Origin of the sequence: Burkholderia sp. Ac-20353 (genome assembly GCF_017104785.1) — a bacterium.
GTDB lineage: Bacteria > Pseudomonadota > Gammaproteobacteria > Burkholderiales > Burkholderiaceae > Burkholderia.
In genome coordinates, this window is sequence record NZ_JAAGPL010000037.1 from 39,635 (window position 1) to 58,471 (window position 18,837).

The window sequence follows — 18,837 nt, forward strand, 5'->3', positions numbered from 1 at the left end:
CCTGCTCGCAGATTCGGGTAATCCCTTGCTTCAGGCGCGCTGCGAGTGAGGAAAAGCGTATCCGCTTGAATCGATGGGCTCAAACGAATTAAAGTGGCTCATTGCTGAATTCAATTCACGTGAGCGCTGCAATGCACAATCGGGTCACACTCAAGTCGATACAGGCGTTCGAGGCCGCGGCGCGGCTTTCGTCGTTCGCGCTCGCAGCAGACGAGCTGTTCGTGACGCCCTCCGCGATCAGCCATCAGATCAAGCTGCTGGAGGATCAGTTGAGCGTGCGGCTCTTTCATCGCGTACATCGCGCGGTGATCCTCACCGACACGGGGCGGCAATATGCAGAGGAAATCGGCGCGGCGTTCGCGCGCATCGACAAGGCGACGCGCGACATCGGGCGCGTCGAGAAGAGCGACATCCTCACCGTGCATGCGACGCCGAGCATCGCAACGCAATGGCTGATGCCGCGGCTCGCCCGTTTCAGCGCATTGCATCCGGATATCGACGTGCGCCTCAATGCGTCGTCGGCGCCTGTCGACCTGATCAAGGAATCCGTCGATATCGATATCCGCTACGGCGCGCGGCGGCTGCAGCCGGCGGGCACGATGGTGCTCGACCTGCCGCTCGAAACGATCGTGCCGCTATGCTCGCCGCGACTCGTGAATGGCGAGCATCCGATCCGCACGGTCGCGGATTTGCGGCATCACGCGCTGATCCACAGCGAAGGCTGCCTGGTGGGTTGGCGGGACTGGATGCGACTGCATCGCAAGGTCGTACTGGATATCACGCGCGGGCCGCGTTTCGATCGCTCGTTCATGGCAATCAGCGCAGCGGTGGACGGGATGGGGGTGTGTCTGGAAAGCCTGCTGCTCGTGCAGCGCGAACTGGAGATGGGCACGCTGGTGGCCCCGTTAGGGTTGGAGGGATTGAGAGTGAATGGCTACACGCTCAATCTGCTGAAGTCGCGCGCGGACTTGCCGAAACTGAGGTGCTTTCAAGACTGGCTGTTTGCGGAACTGGAGGGGCACGAGTAGCGTTCGGTCCGGAAGACGAAAGCGGAAGTGAACAGGGTTACAGAGGCTTCTCTGGAGGCGCGAAGCCTTGTCGGCAGGATTTCAGCCGACACCATGTGTGCCGGAATTTACGCCCGAGGCCGCGACCGCTAGGCATCGCTCCGGCCGGACAGAAACCAGGTGTGCAACTTGCCGATTCCCTTCGCCTCGATCGTCCCGCGTTCTTCGAACACGAACGGTTCACCCAACCGGTGCCGGGTCGCATCCGTTACCTGAACCCGTCCCGCCACACCGTGGGATTCCATCCGGCTGGCCGTGTTGACCGCATCGCCCCACAAGTCGTAGATGAACTTGTGCTTGCCGATGACGCCAGCCACCACCGCACCGCTGTTGATCCCGATGCGCATCTGCAGGTTGTAGCCGCGGCGCTGATTGAAGCGCGTCAGCGCGTCGGTCATGTCCAGCGCCATATGCGCCGCGCGCGCCGCGTGATCCGCGGCCGGCTCCGGCAGCCCAGCGGCTGCCATGTAAGCGTCGCCGATGGTCTTGATCTTCTCGAGGCCACGGATGTCGGCGAGGGTATCGAATTCGCTGAAGATCTCATCAAGCACGCTCACCAACCGCTCGGGGCTCATGCCTGCCGAAAAGCGCGTGAACGCCACGATGTCCGCGAACAGAACAGTCACTTCCGGAAAGCTGTCGGCGATGACTTCCGGGATGCTGTCGGTGAGCAGTGCGTGACGTGCCTTCAGCCGTTCTGCGATCGGATAGGGCAGCAGATTGAGGAGCAGCCGCTCCGACACCTTCTGCTCGGCCACGATCTTGTCGTAGAGGTGCTGAAGCTCGTCGTGCTGGCGACGGATCAGTTCGCGGCTTGCCTGCAATTCCTCGTTCTTTCGAGCGATCTCGGCTTCGGCGCGCTTCTTTTCGGTAATATTGCGGCCTTCCGGCAGCAGAAACACGACCTTGCCGTTCTGATCCTTGATGGGCAGAAGCGAGAAGTCGACGACGATCGTCTCGTCACCCGTTGCGTGACCGTAGATTTCGAAATCGCAGCGGACGAACTCCCCGTCGCTTGCGCGTCGGATCAGCTCCCGCAGCAAAGCCTGGGTCTGCGGCGAAACGAGCCACCAACGCGTCTCCCAAAACGGCTTGCCCTGAACATCGTCCATCCGCAGGCCAACCGCTTCGAGCGCTGCCCGGTTGGCCTCGAGGGTCATGCCGTTCGCGTCCAGCAAGCCCACGAACTGGTACATCTCATCCACCATGACGCGTGCGAGCTTGTCCCGTTTCGTCTGGAGATTGTCCGTCGCGCGGAGCCTGACATTGCGCACGCAAAGCTCCGGCGCGTCCGAAAGCGGCTCGAGGTTGAGGTTCGACATGCTTCACCTCATGCGAAAGCGGCGTTGTGTACAGGACATGCATGTCGTCTGTCCGGGCGGCATGCAGATCCTGCATCAATCCTAGGAAATCCTGGCGATCAAGAATGTCCGATGTGCGTTTCCTGGGATTCGTCCGCCCAGAAATCCAGGCCGAGCCGGCGCTCCCAATCCGGCGTTTCATTGAACAAAACGCGGTACTCGGGATCTTGCCCGCGAGCTTTCAATCAGGCGGCATGCCGTGGGCGAATGCCGGAGCTTTCTGTTCGACGCACGCTTCGAGCGAATGGGCTTTCGCTCGGACGTAAACCGGGGGTTCGTAAAGTACCGCAAGCAGTTTGCCCTCGCTACCTCAACATCGATCGCAGAGTACGTAGCCTCGCCCGCGAAATTCGTGCAGCATTCGGCCATTGGAATTGAATTTATAGGTGAATGGGGCGCGAATATTCCTGACTGGGTGCGGCGAAAATATGCCGTAACTAAATTTGTTTGATTGTAAGCCTATTGGCATTGTCTCGTCATAAAAGAATCCGTGTTGTGATTCACGTGGCCATGACGCGAATTGGTCTCGCGAAACCCGTGCGATGGTCGGGCGTCGGGAATCGACGTTCTGCAGACTCGGTCGCGCTCCATCTCCGCTCGTCTTGCCTGCATGCGGAATGTCGCATTGACGAACGCACGCGGCAGTTCGTCGCGCCGGCACTGCAGATGGCGCCCTTGATCAACCACGCCGGGCAGCGTGCGGAAATTCGTGAAAAAAGCGTGACAAATATTGCCCGTTCCATACGAATTTACAAGAATATTCCCGCCCCACTTATTTTAATCCTGGTCTTAAGAATTCCCGCTACACTGTTTAAGCCTCATCCGAAATCCGGCCGCGACGATCTGAAATTCCGGAATCTGAATCAGGAAACATGTCGGCAGGTTGATTCGGTAAGCGCCGCCGTCGTGCTTTGCCGAAAGCAGGAAGATTGAAAAAATCGCTCTCGAATTCGACCGAATAGGAAAGAGCATGCCAAGACCGGGGACAGTGATCCGCAGCGCGGGCAGATTGCCCGATCCTGACGCGACGGCGCGCGCCGGCACCGTGGTTCGGCGGCCCGACGTCGTCCTGCATCGGCGTGCATCGCAATTTCCGCGCATCGCGTGATGAATTCGATACGGAACGGGGCCGCCTCCGGCCCGGACGTGCGCGCACGCGACACGGGCGCACCTGATGCGCCTGCGCTGATCGGCGTGTCGTTCGCGTTCCGCCAACTGATCGGGATGATCGACCGTGTCGCGTCGACCGAGCATACGCTGCTGATCGTCGGGCCGACCGGTTCCGGAAAGGAACTGGTCGCGCGGCGTCTTCACGCAAACGGGCCGCGCCGCGATATGCCGTTCATCGACGTGAATTGCGGCGCCATCCCCCACGACCTGATCGAAGCGGAATTCTTCGGTCATGTGCGAGGTGCGTTTACGGGCGCTGTCGAACACCACCGCGGCTGGTTCGAGCAGGTGGGGGCGGGCACGCTCTTTCTCGACGAGATCGGCGAGCTGCCGCTTGCGCTGCAGCCCAAACTGCTGCGCGTGCTCGAAACGCGCACGTTCCGGCCGATCGGGGCATCGGCAAGCGTGCGGTTCGACGGGCGCATCGTCGCGGCGACGCATCGCAACCTGCTGGAAGAAGCGCGCGCCGGCCGGTTCCGCGAAGACCTGTTCTACCGGCTCGCGGTATTCATCCTCAACGTGCCGGGGCTCGCGCAACGAAGCGAGGACATCCCGCTCCTCGCCGCCCATTTTGCGGCCCAGCAAGCGCGCGCGATCACGTTCACGCCGGCGGCGATCAAGCGGCTGTGCGAGCAGCCGTGGCCCGGCAACGTCCGCCAGTTACGCAACCTCGTCAGTCAGCTCAGCGTGTTTGCGCAGCATGCGCGGATCGACGCCGAAACGCTGGCGCCGTTTCTGGCGACGGACGCGCACGACGATGTCGCACGTGCCCATCTCGCGGATCGGCTGCTGGAACTCGGCGGCGACGACAAGCTGGCCGCAGCCGAACGCCTGTTGATCGATCGCGCGCTGGAGAGGACTTCATATAACAAGAGTGCCGCGGCCGCGTTGCTGGGTGTCGGCCGCAAGGTCGTCGAGCGTCGGCTGAAGGCGCGCGAAGCGCAACACGGCGAAGCGACGCAATGTCTGGAGGGCGCGGAAGCGCTGGTCGGCACGGCCCGGTTTCGCGAAGCGGTTCCGCTGCTGCGTCGCTGCGTCGAGCTGCTGCAAAAGGCCAACCCGACCGAAGACAGTCGCCGCTTGCAGGTCGGTGCGTATCGCCTGCTGGCGGTCAGCCTGCGCAGCGTCCATGGCTGGCAGTTTCCCGAGGCCATGGCCTGTTACAAGACGGCGTTGTCGATCGGCGACGGCGTATGCGACGCGCGCGAACTCGCGGCGGTGCAATTCGGCATCTGGACGACGCAACTGGTGACGCTGCAGCTCAGCAAGGCGCGCGCCACCGCACAGGAACTCCTTCAGCGGGCGCACGCGACGGGCGATCGGGCCGCGCTCGACGAGGCCCATGTCGCGCTGGCCAATACGCTGTTCTGGCTCGGCGACAGCGAGGAAGCGTTGGAGTCGCTGTCACGCGGCGGGCTGCGCAGCATCGGCCGAGCGGACCGCCGGCTCGGGGCTTACGGCGTCGATGTCGCGGGGCTCGCATTGACGGTCGAAGGGCTCGCCGCATACCAGACCGGGGCGGTCGACGATGCGCGCCGTGCGCTGGACGGTTTGATCGCGCGAACGGAGGAAGAACATCCACATTCGGTCGGGCGCGCGGTCGATCTGCAAGGCGCTGCGTGGCTCGCGATGCTCTTTGACGACATCGATCGGCTCGGGGATCTGACGAGCGCGCTCGACACGGTATCGTCGGCCGGAGGGCTGGCCTGTTGCGGCGGGGCCGCCCGGATATTCAGGGCCTGTTACCTGAGCGCGGTCGGCAAGCACGGCGAAGCCGAGGCGATGCTGCTGGACGGTTATGACAACGACATCGCGAAGCATGGCGGCGCGCTGTTCTATTCGATCAAGACCTGGAAGCACGGCGAGCTCCTGTTGAGCACCGGGCGTGCGCGGCAATGCGAAGCGCTCGTTTCCAACGCGCTCGACGAAGTGATCCGCAGACACGAGCGCGCATATCTCGGCGAGTTGCTGATCGTCAAGGCGCGTGCACAATGGATGCTCGGCGACACAGGCGCGGCCGAGCAAGGGCTGCGCATCGCGATCTCGACGGCGCTGGCGCTCGGCTCGGTGCCTGCGCACGTTGCTGCGACGCGGTATCTCGCGGATCTGCTGCGACAGTCCGCGCGAACGACGTCAGCCGTCGACGCGCTCGAGCGACCGTTGCATGTGCCGGTGGCTGCGCTCCAGGGCCCGGGACTTATCCAGGCGCCCGGGTTGCTGTAGCGATTGCGATAACGCGATTTCCTGATCGAGCGGTCGGGGCACGTTGCCAAGTGCGAGTACACTGCCACTTTCGGCGTGACGGCCTCGAAGGTCGCCGGAATGCAGTTGATCAAGTAGCGACGGCACCGGCCGATAACAGGAAAAGCGGCCATGCTGCGAATTTAGAAGGATCGGATGAAAAAAGGGAAACCAAAACTCACCCGCCAGGACGCCGAGCGTCTTTTCGCGGGACTACCACGCGGGGACACGAGCAGGTCGAACCAGCCTGCGAATCCCTTCGAAGCAAGCGTGTTCAAAACGGCCCAGCGCACCCACGACGAACCCGGGCTCTGGAAAGACAATCTGATCACGCTTCCGATTGCGATTGAGATGCCTGCCGGCTACACGTCGCTGTCTGGCCTTCGCGACGCGATTGCGCGGGCCTGGCGAGTGAGATGGGTGAGAGAAACCAGCCACGAGGTAATCGCCGAGTTTCCGGAGGGATGGAAAGCCATTCGTCCGGCCACCGGTCCCATTGAACTGCGAGATCCGTCGGACGTCATTCGAGCGGTATACGGTTGGGCCGAAGATGCGGAACTGAGGATTTTGCCGCGTTATGTCGTCGAGGCGCAGGCGAACAGTTCAAGTGGACTGGGCAGCCTTCTAGTCCGTGACCGCGCGAGCGATCAGATCCTCGAGCGCTCCACGATCTGGTCGGCGATGACCGGCACCCACCATCCCGACTGGGCTCGCCTTTCGGCATGGCTCAATGCACGCTTTCCGCAGCATCGAGACCCGTTGCGGTACTGGGTAGATTGTGAGGACAATGCGGGCCAGGCCGAAGTCCGGGAAAACAGCGATGAGTAGCAAACAGGCCGACGCCATGCTGGTGGACGGCGAGTACGTTGTAACGTGCCGTGAGCGCACGATATTGGGTGCAACGGCGAACGGGCACGGTGCCGTATTCCCGCACGCGACGATGACGGTGAAGGACGGGTGGGCCACGTTCAAGCGCGACGGGATCGAGGTGTGGAACTGCAATGCGCGATACGCCGCCGCGCACTTCGACGTTCAGCCGGCATAGGAAAACACGATGCTTCCGGGGATGAAGAAAACAGGCTCGCTCGTGAGTTCGTAGATCGCCGCGTGCCTGAAACGGGTGGCTATGGCCGATCGCATCCGGCGGCAGTCGGCCAGAAGCTGTCATCCTGGACCATTTGATGAAAGCGGCCTTCGACAGTATTGACCTGCGCTGCCCAAAGGCGCTAGCATCGTTCGCATGTTGAATCACGCCAATCTCCTCTCTTCGTCGATCTGCGCATGTTGTCACAACGTGCCAGGGGAAATTTGCGTCTAGCGAAATCGCTAAACTTTGAAGCAATAGCCTTCTGGCCGCCTGTTATACGAAACAGGCGGCCTTTTTGTTTTTGAGCCGACACTTTCGGGACGGAGAAACTCAATGCCGCTTGCGTTGTATGACACCTGGTCGCGGACCATGCGCCCGTTCACGCCAATCCACGCCGGGCAGGTCGGCATGTATTGCTGCGGCCCCACGGTCTATGACGACGCGCATATTGGCAATCTGAGAACCTATGTGTTCGAGGACATTCTGCGTCGCGTATTGATGCGCAACGGATACGAAGTCCGGCACGTCGTCAATATCACTGATGTTGGGCATCTGACTTCGGATGCAGACGAAGGCGAAGACAAGATGGAAAAAGGTAGCCGGCGGACCGGGGAGTCGGCGTGGGCCATCGCCCAGCGCTACACCGATGCCTTTATCAGGGACTGGCGCGCGCTCCACTTGCTCGAACCAACGACATGGTGCCGTGCGACCGATCACATCGACGAACAGATCGCGTTCATCGGCAAGCTCGAGCGAGCTGGTTACGTGTATCGGACGGACGACGGCCTCTATTTCGACACCAGTAAGCAGGACGACTACGGCTATCTCGCGCGGCTGGATCGCGCAGGGCTGCATGCGGGCAAGCGGGTCGCGTTGGGCGAGAAGAAGAGCATTACTGACTTTGCGTTGTGGAAGTTCAGCCCGGCCGGTGTCAAGCGGCAAATGGAATGGGACAGCCCATGGGGGCGCGGCTTTCCGGGCTGGCATATCGAGTGCTCGGCGATGTCCGCAAAGTACCTCGGGACGTTGTTTGATATTCACTGCGGCGGCGAGGACCATATCGCCGTGCATCACAGTAACGAGATTGCGCAGACCCAGGCGGCCCACGGCACGCGTCTTGCGAATTATTGGGTGCACGGGCACTTTCTGACGCTCGATGCCGATACGAAGATGTCAAAGTCGAGCGGCGATTTCGTTCGCCTGGAGACTTTGCAGCGCAGGAACGTCGATCCGCTTGCGTACCGTTACCTGTGCCTGACCGCCCATTATCGAAGCAAGCTGCATTTCACGTGGGCGTCTCTCGACGCAGCACAGACTGCGCTGAACCGGCTTCGGCATCTCTATTCCGATTGGCCGAAAGGAGGCCGGGTCGATCCGGATTTCGCTGCACGATTCGACGCTGAAGTGAACGAGGACTTGAATCTGCCAAGGGCGCTCGCCGTGCTTTGGGATTTAGTCAGGAGTGACCTGCCGACCTCGACCTTGAGAGCGACAGTGGACAATTTTGATACCGTGCTTGGTCTCGGTTTGCGCGATTGGATTCCTGTTGCGTTCGACATCCCGGAAAACGTCCGGGTGTTACTCGGCGAGCGTGAGCGCGCCAGAGTGGAAAGAGACTGGGCAAAAGCCGATCAGATACGCGAGACGTTAGGCGCACAGGGCTGGCGCGTCGAGGACACCAAAGAGGGGCAACGTCTGTTTGGAATCGCTATGAACTCGACAGATATCGGGGGGTGACAACGGGTAAGGATAATGAAATCCGCCGATAGCCAACGGCTGCTCGCGATAACGCCCATTTCAGCCGGCCGTTCTAACGGCCCAATATGCGACCGCCGCGACGATAGCTGCTACAAAGAATGCAATGGCCGTCTCGGAAAACTTGGTCATCATTCTTTCAGTCGCAGCATCCTTCAATGCGGCTTCATTGAAGGAAAGTTCCGTTCGGCAGTGCTTGCACTGAACTGCCGAATCGGGATTGTCTACGTAGCAGAAGTAACAGGTTTTCATTGGCTACCATAGTGGGCGTTGCGACACTTGCTTCGATCGGGGCAAAAGCCGTGCCAAAGTTCGTAGCAGCTGTGCGATAAGCGGCAGGGCCCGCAAGCACAAGGCGAACGCCTGTATCGCGTCAGTGTGCGCGATCGATCTCACCTGCCGTAATCAGCGTATGTGATGGATTTATTCGGACAGTGCGCGTCCGACCGTTGTGGCGCTACCAACAACCGGAGCAGAACAGCTCAGCGTGTCGGCGCCAAACAATTGTCGAAACCATCAAGGCTTTTACAGTTTCTATAATCAGGTCATGCGGTAAGGGTGCGAAGGAGACGGACATGCGACCGAAATTGCGTGCATGTATCGGACTAGCGTCGGTCCTGCTTCTTTCGTGCGGCGGAGGAGGCGGTGGTGGTGGTGATGGTGGGGGACTGGCTCCGTTCAATCTTCCCTCTTCCATTGTTGCCGGAGACTTCAATTCGGACGGGTTGCAGGATCTCGCCGTTGCCACGACCTTTGTCAGCTCCGCGCCGCCTCACTCGGGATTTGTCGCGGTAGTCCTCCAGCGCCCTTCGGCGGCAGGCACATTCGCACCCGGTGTGCACTACGCTACCGGCAGTGATCCGCAGATGGTCGTAGCCGCTGACCTGGATGGTGACGGCAGGCTCGATCTTGTAGTTGCCAACAGCAGCGCGGGCAGCGTATCGATTTTCATCCAGGATCACGCCAATCCCGGGACCTTCCTGCCGCCGGTTGTCGTGCCGGTGGGCGGGCACCCCAACGGCCTCGCCGTCGGCGATCTGAATGGTGACGGCAAACCAGACATCGTTGTGGCCACAGTGAGTTCCAATCTGGCAGTCCTGATTCAGAATCCAGCGGGCCCGCCGGGGTCATTCCTGCCGCCCGCCCCGGTGGCGGTTGGCAAATCGGCCATCGCAGTGGCCATTGGTGACGTGAACGGGGATGGCAAGCAGGATCTTGTCGTGTTGACCCAGGACAACAATGGCAACGGGGATGTCGCGGTGCTGTTGCAAGATGCAGCGCACCCGGGAAGCTTTCTGCCTCCAACGGAATTTGCGGCGGGCGCCCAGCCTGCGGCACTCAAGTTGGCGGACGTGAATGGCGATCACCTGCTTGATATCATCGTCGCAAACCAGGGTACGCCGTCCAATCCCGATACAGCGAGCGTGTCCGTGTTGCTTCAGGATCCGGCGCATCCCGGTAGCTTTCTGGCTCCGACCAACTACCCCACAGGCGCACGTTCCCTGGACGTTGCGGTCGGAGATCTCAACGGCGACGGCAAACCCGACCTCGTGGTGGCCAACGCGGGGGCGTTATCGACGACCGGAAGCGTATCGGTCCTGCTGCAGGATCCCGGCCGACCGGGCGTCTTCCTGCCGGCCGTCAACTATGCAGGCGTGGTGGAGCCGCTGTCCGTTGCGATCGCCGATCTGAACGGCGACGGGAAGCCGGATATCGCCGTCGCCGACGGAGACATCGCAACAATTCTTTTTCAACAACCGGGCGCGCCCGGAAAATTCCTGCCACCGGTGAAGGTGGGAAGCTGATGGTTTGATACGCGATTCACGTAACTCATTCTCACGGCAGCGTTGAGCGTCAGTGTCCTTCTTTGTTCGTCTTCGGTTGTTGGGGTTGCTGCCGCGGGTCGGATCCGGTTTGCGTCGGCACCCGCGTACACCGGTCCGGCGGCGCCATATAAGGCACGTCGTGGCAGCAGCACGCATAAACCGGAAACCCGTACGCGTTCGTGCCGATGATGGTCGTGGGCCCGTGCAGCGGGCAAACTGCTTTCACGGTGTCTGGCGAAACTCATTGGTCAACTGGTCATATCGTACACGTGGACCTTCAACTCGGCATGGCTGATTACTGATTCGTGCGCGTTGTCGTCAAAGACCCTGATAACCGCCTCACGCACGCCGATACGGCACGCCCGCCAAGGTCGGACTCCTGTCGAACATGAAAGGCAATTGTTGGCCTATCGCGCCACTGGGTGATCGACCGTCCAGGACGTATCAAAATGCTACCGATTAAGTTCCCCCAAAGGCACATCGTAAGATCGGACTATCCGCTACCTGCCAACCGCCAGTTGCCATCTCCCTAAAGGTCCTCCTATTGCTCCGCAACTCGTCGGCTACACTGAATCGGGAAGCCGACCCGCTCGCCGCTCGCGCTTGACCCTGGTGGTGGCGGCTGCGTTGCGGATCAGCGCGACTCGATGGATTCAACTGTACGCTCTAGTGTCGCTCCTGTGTCCCTGCTCACAAGATAGTGTGGAGGTGTCGTGATGATTGAATCTTCCGATTTTCGGATCAGAAGGATGGCGCTTAATCACGGAGGAGGCTGCATGCCCGCACTCGGATTTGGCACGCTGATTTCCGACGCCGCTACGACGACCAGCGCGACCAGCGACGCGCTGAAAGCCGGATTTCGACACTTCGATTGTGCCGAGCGATATCGGAACGAGCGTGAGGTGGGCGAGGCCTTGCAGATAGGGCTTGCTGCCGGAGGGATCGCGCGGGAAGAAATTTTTGTGACCACAAAATTGTGGAACTCCAATCATCGGCCCGAGCGTGTCGAACCTGCTTTCCAGGCGAGTCTCGGCAGGCTTGGGCTCGACTATCTGGATCTCTATCTCATACACACTCCGTTTGCATTTCAGCCGGGGGATGAGCAGGACCCGCGCGATGAAAACGGCGCGGTTATCTACGATAAAGGCGTGACTTTGCTTGACACGTGGAGGGCGATGGAAAATCTCGTCGACCATGGTAGATGCCGCGCCATCGGGCTGTCTGACATCGGCTTGAACGAATTGCGGCCCCTTTACGACTCGACGCGAATCAAGCCGGCTGCAGTGCAGGTCGAAGCACATCCGTACCTTCCCGAAACGGAGCTTCTGGAATTCTGCAAGGAGAACGGGGTCGTGTTTTTGGCCTTTGCGCCATTGGGCCACGGAATAAGGCCGGGGCCGCTCGAGGACCCGGTCATTTCCCGAATTGCCGCTCGAACTGGAATGACGTCGGCGCAGGTACTGCTTGCCTGGGCGGTGCAGCGTGGCGGCGCTGTGCTTACCACCCCCAAGACTGCGGCCCGTGCGCGCGAGAATTTCGACATCTCCGCGCTTCCGGCTGACGCGTTTGACGAGATCAATCGAATTCAGACCAGACAGAGATTCAACGAAGTCGTCAAGACCGGCACCCCAGGCTTCATTCCGCAACGTAAGTGATGGTGAAACGCGCCGCCGGCTTTCGGGTGAACCAGGAAGCCGCTGCGTTTCCAGAATAGGTCCAGTCCATCTTCAGCAAGGCACCCGAGACCGACGGTGTGGTTTTCGGCCTGCCCTCCGACAGCGGTTGAAATCCGCTTCAACGTGCGGTAGCCGTTTCCCCCCGTTCACGAACGCCGATCTCCGTGATCGCGTTACCAGTCCGGTTGATCACATTCACCAAAATCCGCACCTCGCATTCCCGGTCCCGACTGCCATTGCACCCCACAGTCGAAACCACGCAACGTCGATGGACGAATCCGTCCATCGCCGCAGCAACCGACCGGCCGAATTCGTCCACCGCCCGGCGCGCCGCAGCGAATCCCACCGGCACAGCCCGCACACACCGCCACTGGCACATGCGTTGCTTTATCTGCTGCTCGCGGGAAGCTCCGCGAATCAGCGCGACCATCTTTTCAGCGAGAACGGTATGAACAGGGAAACCGGGCATGTCATTCCGCCTTACGGCGTAGCGATCCACCAGGCCATATCGGAAGGGGATCTGACAAAAATGAAGGCTTTGCTGAGTCAGGCCGAAGCGGTCCTGCAGCAGCACGGGGACCTTGCCGCTGCGGTCGGCAAGCTCAAGCAGGAAATCGTGAAGCGCGAACAGGCCTGACCGGTCGTCGCGCGCATCGCCGTTTCGTTCACCACCCAGGAGGACCAGATGTCCGAGAACTCACGTACAGGGCTTTTCCCGGCCGGCTATGTCATCGGCACGGGGTTGCCGGGCGCACCCACGCTCAGGCTCGCGTTACTCGTCGACACCCCCGAGCGCAGTGTGGTCGGCACCGCAACCGTCACGCAGGCAGTGAACCCGCCCGTCGAGTTCGATGCCGACGTCTGGGGCACCTATACGTACATGGCGCTGATGCCGCCGGTCAATACGCGAATTCTGGTGACGCTGCAGGGCAATCAGGGCGGGCCGGCCTCGAATTCGATCGTGACGTTCCGGCTCCAGCTCGTGCTGGAAAACGACTGGCAAAGCGGCGTCGCTTCGTACCGCTACTTCGACAACGGTAGCTGGCACGCGATCGAGAACGTCCCGGCCAGGATCGATCGGGAATTCGTGCCGCTCGAGCCGGGCTCGGTGATCCTGGAGCCGCACGGGGGGCCGCGGCCCTTGTACGGCGCGCCCATTCAACAGGCGACGGCCTCCGGCGATCTCGCGCACATGAAGACGGTTGCCGCTGCCGCGAATCATCAGCTGCAAAGCCGCGACGAAATCGCAACGGCGCTGGCTGCGCTGAAGGCGGAAATCGCCCGCCTGGAAGCCGGGCATTGAGTCCGGCCGGGTTTTCCCGATCACTATTCGCTACAGGAGCCACGTAATGTCCGCTGCTCTTTTTCCCGTGAATTTCCGCGTCGCCACGCCGGCAATTGGCGCACCTGTCCTCACGCTCGCGCTGCTCGTCAACCCGTCTGCCAAGACCGTCAGCGGTATTGCCCGCGTCACTCAGCCGACCTGGCCGCCGCTCGAGTTTCGTGCGCAGGTATGGGGCCAATACAACCAGATGGTGCTGGCGCCGGGCGCCAACGCGCAACTCGTCCTGAACCTGCAAGGCAATCCGTCGGGGCCGACCAGCGGCCTGGCCGAAACGTTCCGCTTGCAGGGCATCGTGGAGGCGGACTGGAAGTCGGGCGTCGCCAGTTACCGGTTCTTCGAGGGGGAACGCTGGCACGAAGTCGACCACGCGATCATGACCGCGACCGGCGCGCTGCAGCCGCTCGAGCCACGCCAGCAGCCGGTCACGCCGCTATACGGCGTCGGCCTGCAGCAGGCGCGGGAATCGGGCGACCTCGTCCGCATGAAGGCGCTTGCGCGCGAGGCCGAACAGCAGCTTGCCGATGCCGGCCGCATCGAGCAGGCGCTCGCCGGCCTGAATGCCGAAATCGCGCGGCTGGAAGCGCGACGCTGAGCGTTTGCGACGCAGGGAACGCGTGCCGCTACCCGCGGCACGCGTGGCGAACGGCAGGCAGGAATGGCCTGCGAACAGCCCGGTCGGCAAGCGGCCGACGCGGGCGCAACGACACTCGAAGGACATCGGCATGGACGAGACCCCAGTACGCCCGGTTCGATTCCTGGGTAATGAGGACTACACACATTTCATCCCGGTTCATGTCGTGTGGGAAATCACGCTGGCTTGCGATCTGAAGTGCCTGCATTGCGGATCTCGTGCAGGCCGCCGGCGCACCAACGAACTCTCGACGGACGAGTGCCTCGAGGTGATCGAGTCGCTGGCCAGGCTCGGCACGCGCGAAGTGTCGATGATCGGCGGCGAGGCCTACCTGCGCAAGGACTGGACGCAGCTCATCAAGGCCATCCGCTCGCACGGGATGTACTGCGCGGTGCAAACGGGCGGCCGCAACCTGACGCCGGCACGGCTCGAGCAAGCCGTCGCGGCGGGCCTGAACGGCCTCGGCGTGTCGCTGGACGGCCTGGCGCCGCTGCACGACAAGGTGCGCAACGTCCCCGGCTCGTTCGAGCGGGCCGTGGATACGCTGAAGCGGGCGCGCGCGCACGGTCTTGCGATCAGCGTGAATACGCAGATCGGCTCGGCGACGATGCGCGATCTTCCGGCGCTGATGGACACGATCATCGAGATCGGGGTCACGCACTGGCAGATTCAGTTGACGGTCGCGATGGGCAACGCGGTCGATCACGATGAATTGCTGCTGCAGCCGTACCAGCTCGAAGAGCTGATGCCGCTGCTCGCCGATCTCTACAAGCGCGGTCTCGATCGCGGCCTGCTGATGAACGTCGGCAACAACATCGGCTACTTCGGCCCGTACGAGCATCTGTGGCGCGGTTTCGGGGACGAGCGGGTGCACTGGACCGGATGCGCGGCCGGGCAGACCGTGATTGCGCTCGAAGCGGACGGCACCGTGAAGGGTTGCCCGTCGCTGGCGACGGTCGGCTTCGCGGGCGGCAATATCCGCGATCTGTCGCTCGAGCAGATATGGCGGACGAGCGACGCGATTCATTTCGGCAGGCTGCGCTCCGTGGACGACCTGTGGGGATTCTGCCGCACGTGCTACTACGCCGACGTGTGCCGCGGCGGCTGCACGTGGACCTCGCATTCGCTGCTCGGCAAGCCGGGCAACAACCCTTACTGCCACTATCGCGTGCTCGAACTGAAGAAGCAGGGGCTGCGCGAGCGCATCGAGAAGATCGAGGATGCGGCGCCGGCGTCATTCGCGGTGGGGCGCTTCGACCTCGTCACCGAGCGCATTGCGGACAGCACGCCCGTGTCGAGCATCTCCCGGTCGGGGCAGACCGTCGAACTCGCTTGGCAACACAAGGGCAAGCGGGCGCCGGACGTCGGGCGAATCCCGCCCACGCTCGGCCTTTGCCGCGCGTGCAACGGCTACGTTCATCAGCACGAGCTCACGTGCCCGCACTGCGGTGCGGACATCGACGCCGCCGCGCGCGCTTACGAGCAGGATGCGCAACGGCGCCGCACGCTGATCCGGGAGGTCGAGCGGCTGTTGAGTTGACCGATGCCGGCGGCGCGCGAATCAACTGCCACACGAGATCAGCAATGGCTACGCGGATTTGTCAGCGATCCGAATTGTTGCCGCATTCACCGTATCGCGTATGGGGGAAGTGAACATGGCCAGTTACCCGATCAACGTCACCAGCACGTACGGCGCGGCGGTGAATGTCTATACGACGATGTCGCCGACGCCCACCAATCCGCCGTCGACCGATCCGTCAGCGTACGTGCCGACCTACACGCTGCTCGGCAGCGTGTCGGCGGACGGTACAGGCCACTTCACGACCGACGAGCCGATCGCACGCGTCGTGATCACGCGGCAAACGGACGAATTTCCGCTCAAGGTGGCCGTCGCGGAAGCGCTCACGCCCGCCTCGCAGACGATTCCGCTCGCGCAGGCTGACGCGGACATCGCGCAGGCAGGCTGGAATTTCTACCGGAATACCGTGAGCCAGCCGTTCACACCGACGGCGCTCAACTTCAACGCACTGGTCGAAAACACGCCCGTTACCAGCCTGCCCGATGCGGCGGCGGCCTATTTCTCGCAGAATGGCGCGGCGGGGCTCACGTTTGGCCTCTACTCCGCGCTCGGCTACTGGGCGACGAACCAGCTCTATGCATTCCCCGGCACCTACTATTGCTACGAGCCGCCGGCAGCCAGTTCGATGGGCTTCATATTGCCGACGACCAGCATCGGAACGCTGACGATCACCGGCGGCAACGCGACGTACACGCCCACCGAAGGCGCGGCGATCCCGCTCGATTTCGCGACCTCGCAGCTGTCCAGCGCGGGCGCCACCGCGAAGAACGGCATGCTGCTCACGGCCGTCATACGCGATCTCGCCTGGGAGGGCCACCCCGACACGATCACCTGGGCGTTCGTCGGCACGTACAACGGCCAGCAGTTCATCGCGCAGTCCTACGAGGACCCGACGCTGCCGTGGTACGCGGTGCTCTACGACCTCGTCTACGGCGCGTTCTTCACCGTGCAGCTCGCGATGGCGGTCGATGCGGCGATCAACCTGCTGGGCGCGATTCCCGGCGGGCTGCAATGGCTCGCGAACAACGTCGGCGAGATCGCCGGCAAGATTCGCGGCGCGCTGAACGCGAACGGCGACAGCGCGGCGCCGGACAGCGCGGTGGGCGACGACGCCGATCCGATCAACGTGGATATCGACATCGACATCGATATCGACGTGGATGTCGACGTGGACATCGATATCGATGTGGATGTCGACGTCGATGTCGACATTGACGTGGACGTGGATTTCATCGCCGTGGTCGACGTGGACGTGGACGTCGATATCGACGTCGACATCGACGTCGTGACCGACAGCGACATCGACATCGATGTGGACGTGGACATCGACACCGACGTCGATGTGCAGCCGGGGACGGTGTCGCGCGTGCTCGGCGCGGTCGGCAACTGGATCATGACGAAGGCGCTGCCGACGCTCGTCGAGGGTGTCGCGATCTACGTCGCGTTCCAGACCGCCGGGAAGCTGCTCGACGCATGGCGGCAGCAGGACGAGCGCGACATGGCGAACCTGCAGCCGCGCCAGACGTCCGGGCTCGGGCTGCTCGTCAACTACATGCTGAACGATCCGATCCCGGTCGCGACGCGCTGGACCACCTTCAGCCAGTACGTGCAGGAAGTGCAGGGCGATTCGACCACGCTGCAGGTGACGCTGTCGACCCTGCTGCAGACGAAGAACAGCCAGGCGGATACCGAAGCGCAGAACTGGCGCTGGCCGCAGGACGCGCAGAACGCGCTCGTCGCGCAGATGAAGCAGAACTCGGGTGCCAATGCGTATCTGGCGTTCCAGACGCTCGCGCAAGCGACGTACCAGAACCGACCGCTGCCCGTGAAAACCGGGGCGTCGGTTGCGATGGCCTACCTGAAGGGCTGATTGCCCGTCCGTCACGAGGATCGATCATGAGCACTGCCTGGTCGCAGCCGGACCATGAACGCTATCCCGATGCGGAAACGCATCGCCGCCGCTGGCGGCACCTCGCGCGCGCGATCGCGGCGCGCGCGGCATCGATCACCGACGATCCGGCCGCGATAGCGCCGCCGGCCCGGCCCGGTTCGCTGGAGATCCTCGGCTCGGGGATCGAGGCGAGCGGTTTCACCCGTGCCGACGAAGCGCGCATTCGTGCGGCGGATGACGTGTTCTTCTGCGTCGCGGACCCGGCGACGAAGGTCTGGCTGCTGCGCGAGCGGCCCGACGCGTACGACCTCTACACGCTCTACGACGACAGCAAGCGGCGCTACGTCACGTACATGCAGATGGCCGAGGCGATGCTGCACCCGGTGCGTGACGGGCGGCGGGTCGTCGCGATCTTCTACGGCCATCCGGGCATCTTCGTGCTGGCGACGCACCGGGCTGTCCGGATCGCGCGGCGCGAAGGGCACCGCGCCGAGATGCGCGCGGCGGTCAGCGCGCTCGACACGCTTTGCGCGGATCTCGGCGTCGATCCGAGCCAGCCCGGCATGCAGATGTACGAGGCGACGGACATGCTGATCCGCAGCCGGCGGCCCGATACGGGGTTGCACCTCGTGCTGTGGCAGGTCGGGCTGATCGGCGAGCTCGGGTATCGCCGGCAAGGCTATCTGAACAGCAACTTCTCGGTGCTGCTCGACTATCTCGACGCGCTGTACGGCGCCGACCATCCGGTCGTGAACTACGTCGGTTCACGCTATCCGGGCGTCGATCCGCTGATCGACCACCAGACGATCGCATCACTGCGGGATCCGTCGGTACAGAACTGGGTGACGGGCATCTCGACCTTCTACCTGCCGCCGAAGGACGCGGCCCTCGCCGATGCGGCGATGCTCGACCGGCTCGGGCTGTTGCACCCCGGCCAGCCGCTGCGCTCGAGCGCCGATGCGTTGCGCGTGATCGATCGCTATGGCCCGCGCGAACGCCGGGCGTTCACCGATTTCGCGACCTTCGACGTGCCGCAGAGCTACCAGTGGCAGCCGGACAGCGCGACCGCGCGGTTCGTGCTGGCGCTGTGCGACGATCCGCACCTGCGCGAGCGCTATCGCGACGATCCCGCCGCGGCCGTCGCCGGCTGGCCGGGGCTGGCGCCGCGCGAGCGTGAGCTGCTGAGCCGGCGCGATGCCGGCGCGATC

The 18,837-nt window shown here is 62.7% G+C and carries 15 protein-coding genes; 14 read left to right on the forward strand and 1 reads right to left on the reverse strand.

The window, feature by feature from the left end; translation table 11 throughout:
* The first annotated feature begins 131 nt into the window (after positions 1–131).
* Positions 132–1,028: a transcriptional regulator GcvA gene (gene gcvA / locus G3N94_RS14105; protein ID WP_205793001.1), complete on the forward strand. Its 897-nt coding sequence runs from the start codon at positions 132–134 to the stop codon at positions 1,026–1,028.
* Between the two features lie 128 nt (positions 1,029–1,156).
* On the opposite strand, the gene G3N94_RS14110 is transcribed toward gcvA, so the two are convergent.
* Positions 1,157–2,389 (reverse strand): adenylate/guanylate cyclase domain-containing protein, encoded by a 1,233-nt coding sequence (locus G3N94_RS14110; RefSeq protein WP_205793002.1) that lies wholly within the window; start codon positions 2,387–2,389, stop codon positions 1,157–1,159.
* Between the two features lie 543 nt (positions 2,390–2,932).
* Here G3N94_RS14110 and G3N94_RS14115 point away from each other — a divergent pair.
* The 13 genes from G3N94_RS14115 to G3N94_RS14175 form a co-directional block, all read left to right on the forward strand.
* Positions 2,933–3,361 (forward strand): hypothetical protein, encoded by a 429-nt coding sequence (locus G3N94_RS14115; protein WP_205793003.1) that lies wholly within the window; start codon positions 2,933–2,935, stop codon positions 3,359–3,361.
* Between the two features lie 174 nt (positions 3,362–3,535).
* Positions 3,536–5,821, forward strand: coding sequence for a sigma-54 dependent transcriptional regulator (locus G3N94_RS14120; RefSeq protein WP_205793004.1), 2,286 nt, complete (start codon positions 3,536–3,538; stop codon positions 5,819–5,821).
* 174 nt (positions 5,822–5,995) lie between these two features.
* Positions 5,996–6,667 carry a hypothetical protein gene (locus G3N94_RS14125; protein ID WP_205793005.1) on the forward strand — a complete coding sequence of 224 codons (672 nt, stop codon included), beginning with the start codon at positions 5,996–5,998 and terminating at the stop codon, positions 6,665–6,667.
* On the forward strand, positions 6,660–6,884 hold the full coding sequence (locus G3N94_RS14130) for a hypothetical protein (protein ID WP_205793006.1): 225 nt from the start codon (positions 6,660–6,662) through the stop codon (positions 6,882–6,884). The genes G3N94_RS14125 and G3N94_RS14130 overlap by 8 nt, the downstream gene beginning before the upstream one ends.
* Positions 6,885–7,259: 375 nt before the next feature.
* The gene (cysS, locus tag G3N94_RS14135; RefSeq protein ID WP_205793007.1) at positions 7,260–8,663 is read left to right on the forward strand and encodes a cysteine--tRNA ligase; all 1,404 of its coding nucleotides are present in this window, start codon (positions 7,260–7,262) and stop codon (positions 8,661–8,663) included.
* 593 nt (positions 8,664–9,256) lie between these two features.
* The gene (locus G3N94_RS14140; protein WP_205793008.1) at positions 9,257–10,486 is read left to right on the forward strand and encodes a VCBS repeat-containing protein; all 1,230 of its coding nucleotides are present in this window, start codon (positions 9,257–9,259) and stop codon (positions 10,484–10,486) included.
* A gap of 737 nt (positions 10,487–11,223) precedes the next feature.
* A complete protein-coding gene (locus G3N94_RS14145) occupies positions 11,224–12,162 on the forward strand; it encodes an aldo/keto reductase (RefSeq protein WP_205793009.1) in 939 nt (312 codons plus the stop codon).
* Positions 12,163–12,631: 469 nt separating this feature from the next.
* Complete coding sequence (locus G3N94_RS14150) at positions 12,632–12,820, forward strand: DUF1843 domain-containing protein (protein WP_205793018.1); 189 nt, start codon at positions 12,632–12,634, stop codon at positions 12,818–12,820.
* A gap of 48 nt (positions 12,821–12,868) precedes the next feature.
* Positions 12,869–13,486 (forward strand): DUF1842 domain-containing protein, encoded by a 618-nt coding sequence (locus G3N94_RS14155; RefSeq protein WP_205793010.1) that lies wholly within the window; start codon positions 12,869–12,871, stop codon positions 13,484–13,486.
* A 46-nt stretch (positions 13,487–13,532) separates the two neighbouring features.
* Positions 13,533–14,120, forward strand: coding sequence for a DUF1842 domain-containing protein (locus G3N94_RS14160; RefSeq protein ID WP_205793011.1), 588 nt, complete (start codon positions 13,533–13,535; stop codon positions 14,118–14,120).
* A gap of 130 nt (positions 14,121–14,250) precedes the next feature.
* Positions 14,251–15,699, forward strand: a complete 1,449-nt coding sequence (locus G3N94_RS14165) for a GDL motif peptide-associated radical SAM/SPASM maturase (RefSeq protein WP_205793012.1) — start codon at positions 14,251–14,253, stop codon at positions 15,697–15,699.
* 115 nt (positions 15,700–15,814) lie between these two features.
* Positions 15,815–17,608 carry a hypothetical protein gene (locus G3N94_RS14170; RefSeq protein ID WP_205793013.1) on the forward strand — a complete coding sequence of 598 codons (1,794 nt, stop codon included), beginning with the start codon at positions 15,815–15,817 and terminating at the stop codon, positions 17,606–17,608.
* Positions 17,609–17,634: 26 nt separating this feature from the next.
* Positions 17,635–18,837, forward strand: a 1,203-nt coding sequence (locus tag G3N94_RS14175; RefSeq protein WP_241021835.1) for an SAM-dependent methyltransferase, incomplete at its 3' end; no start/stop codon positions are given.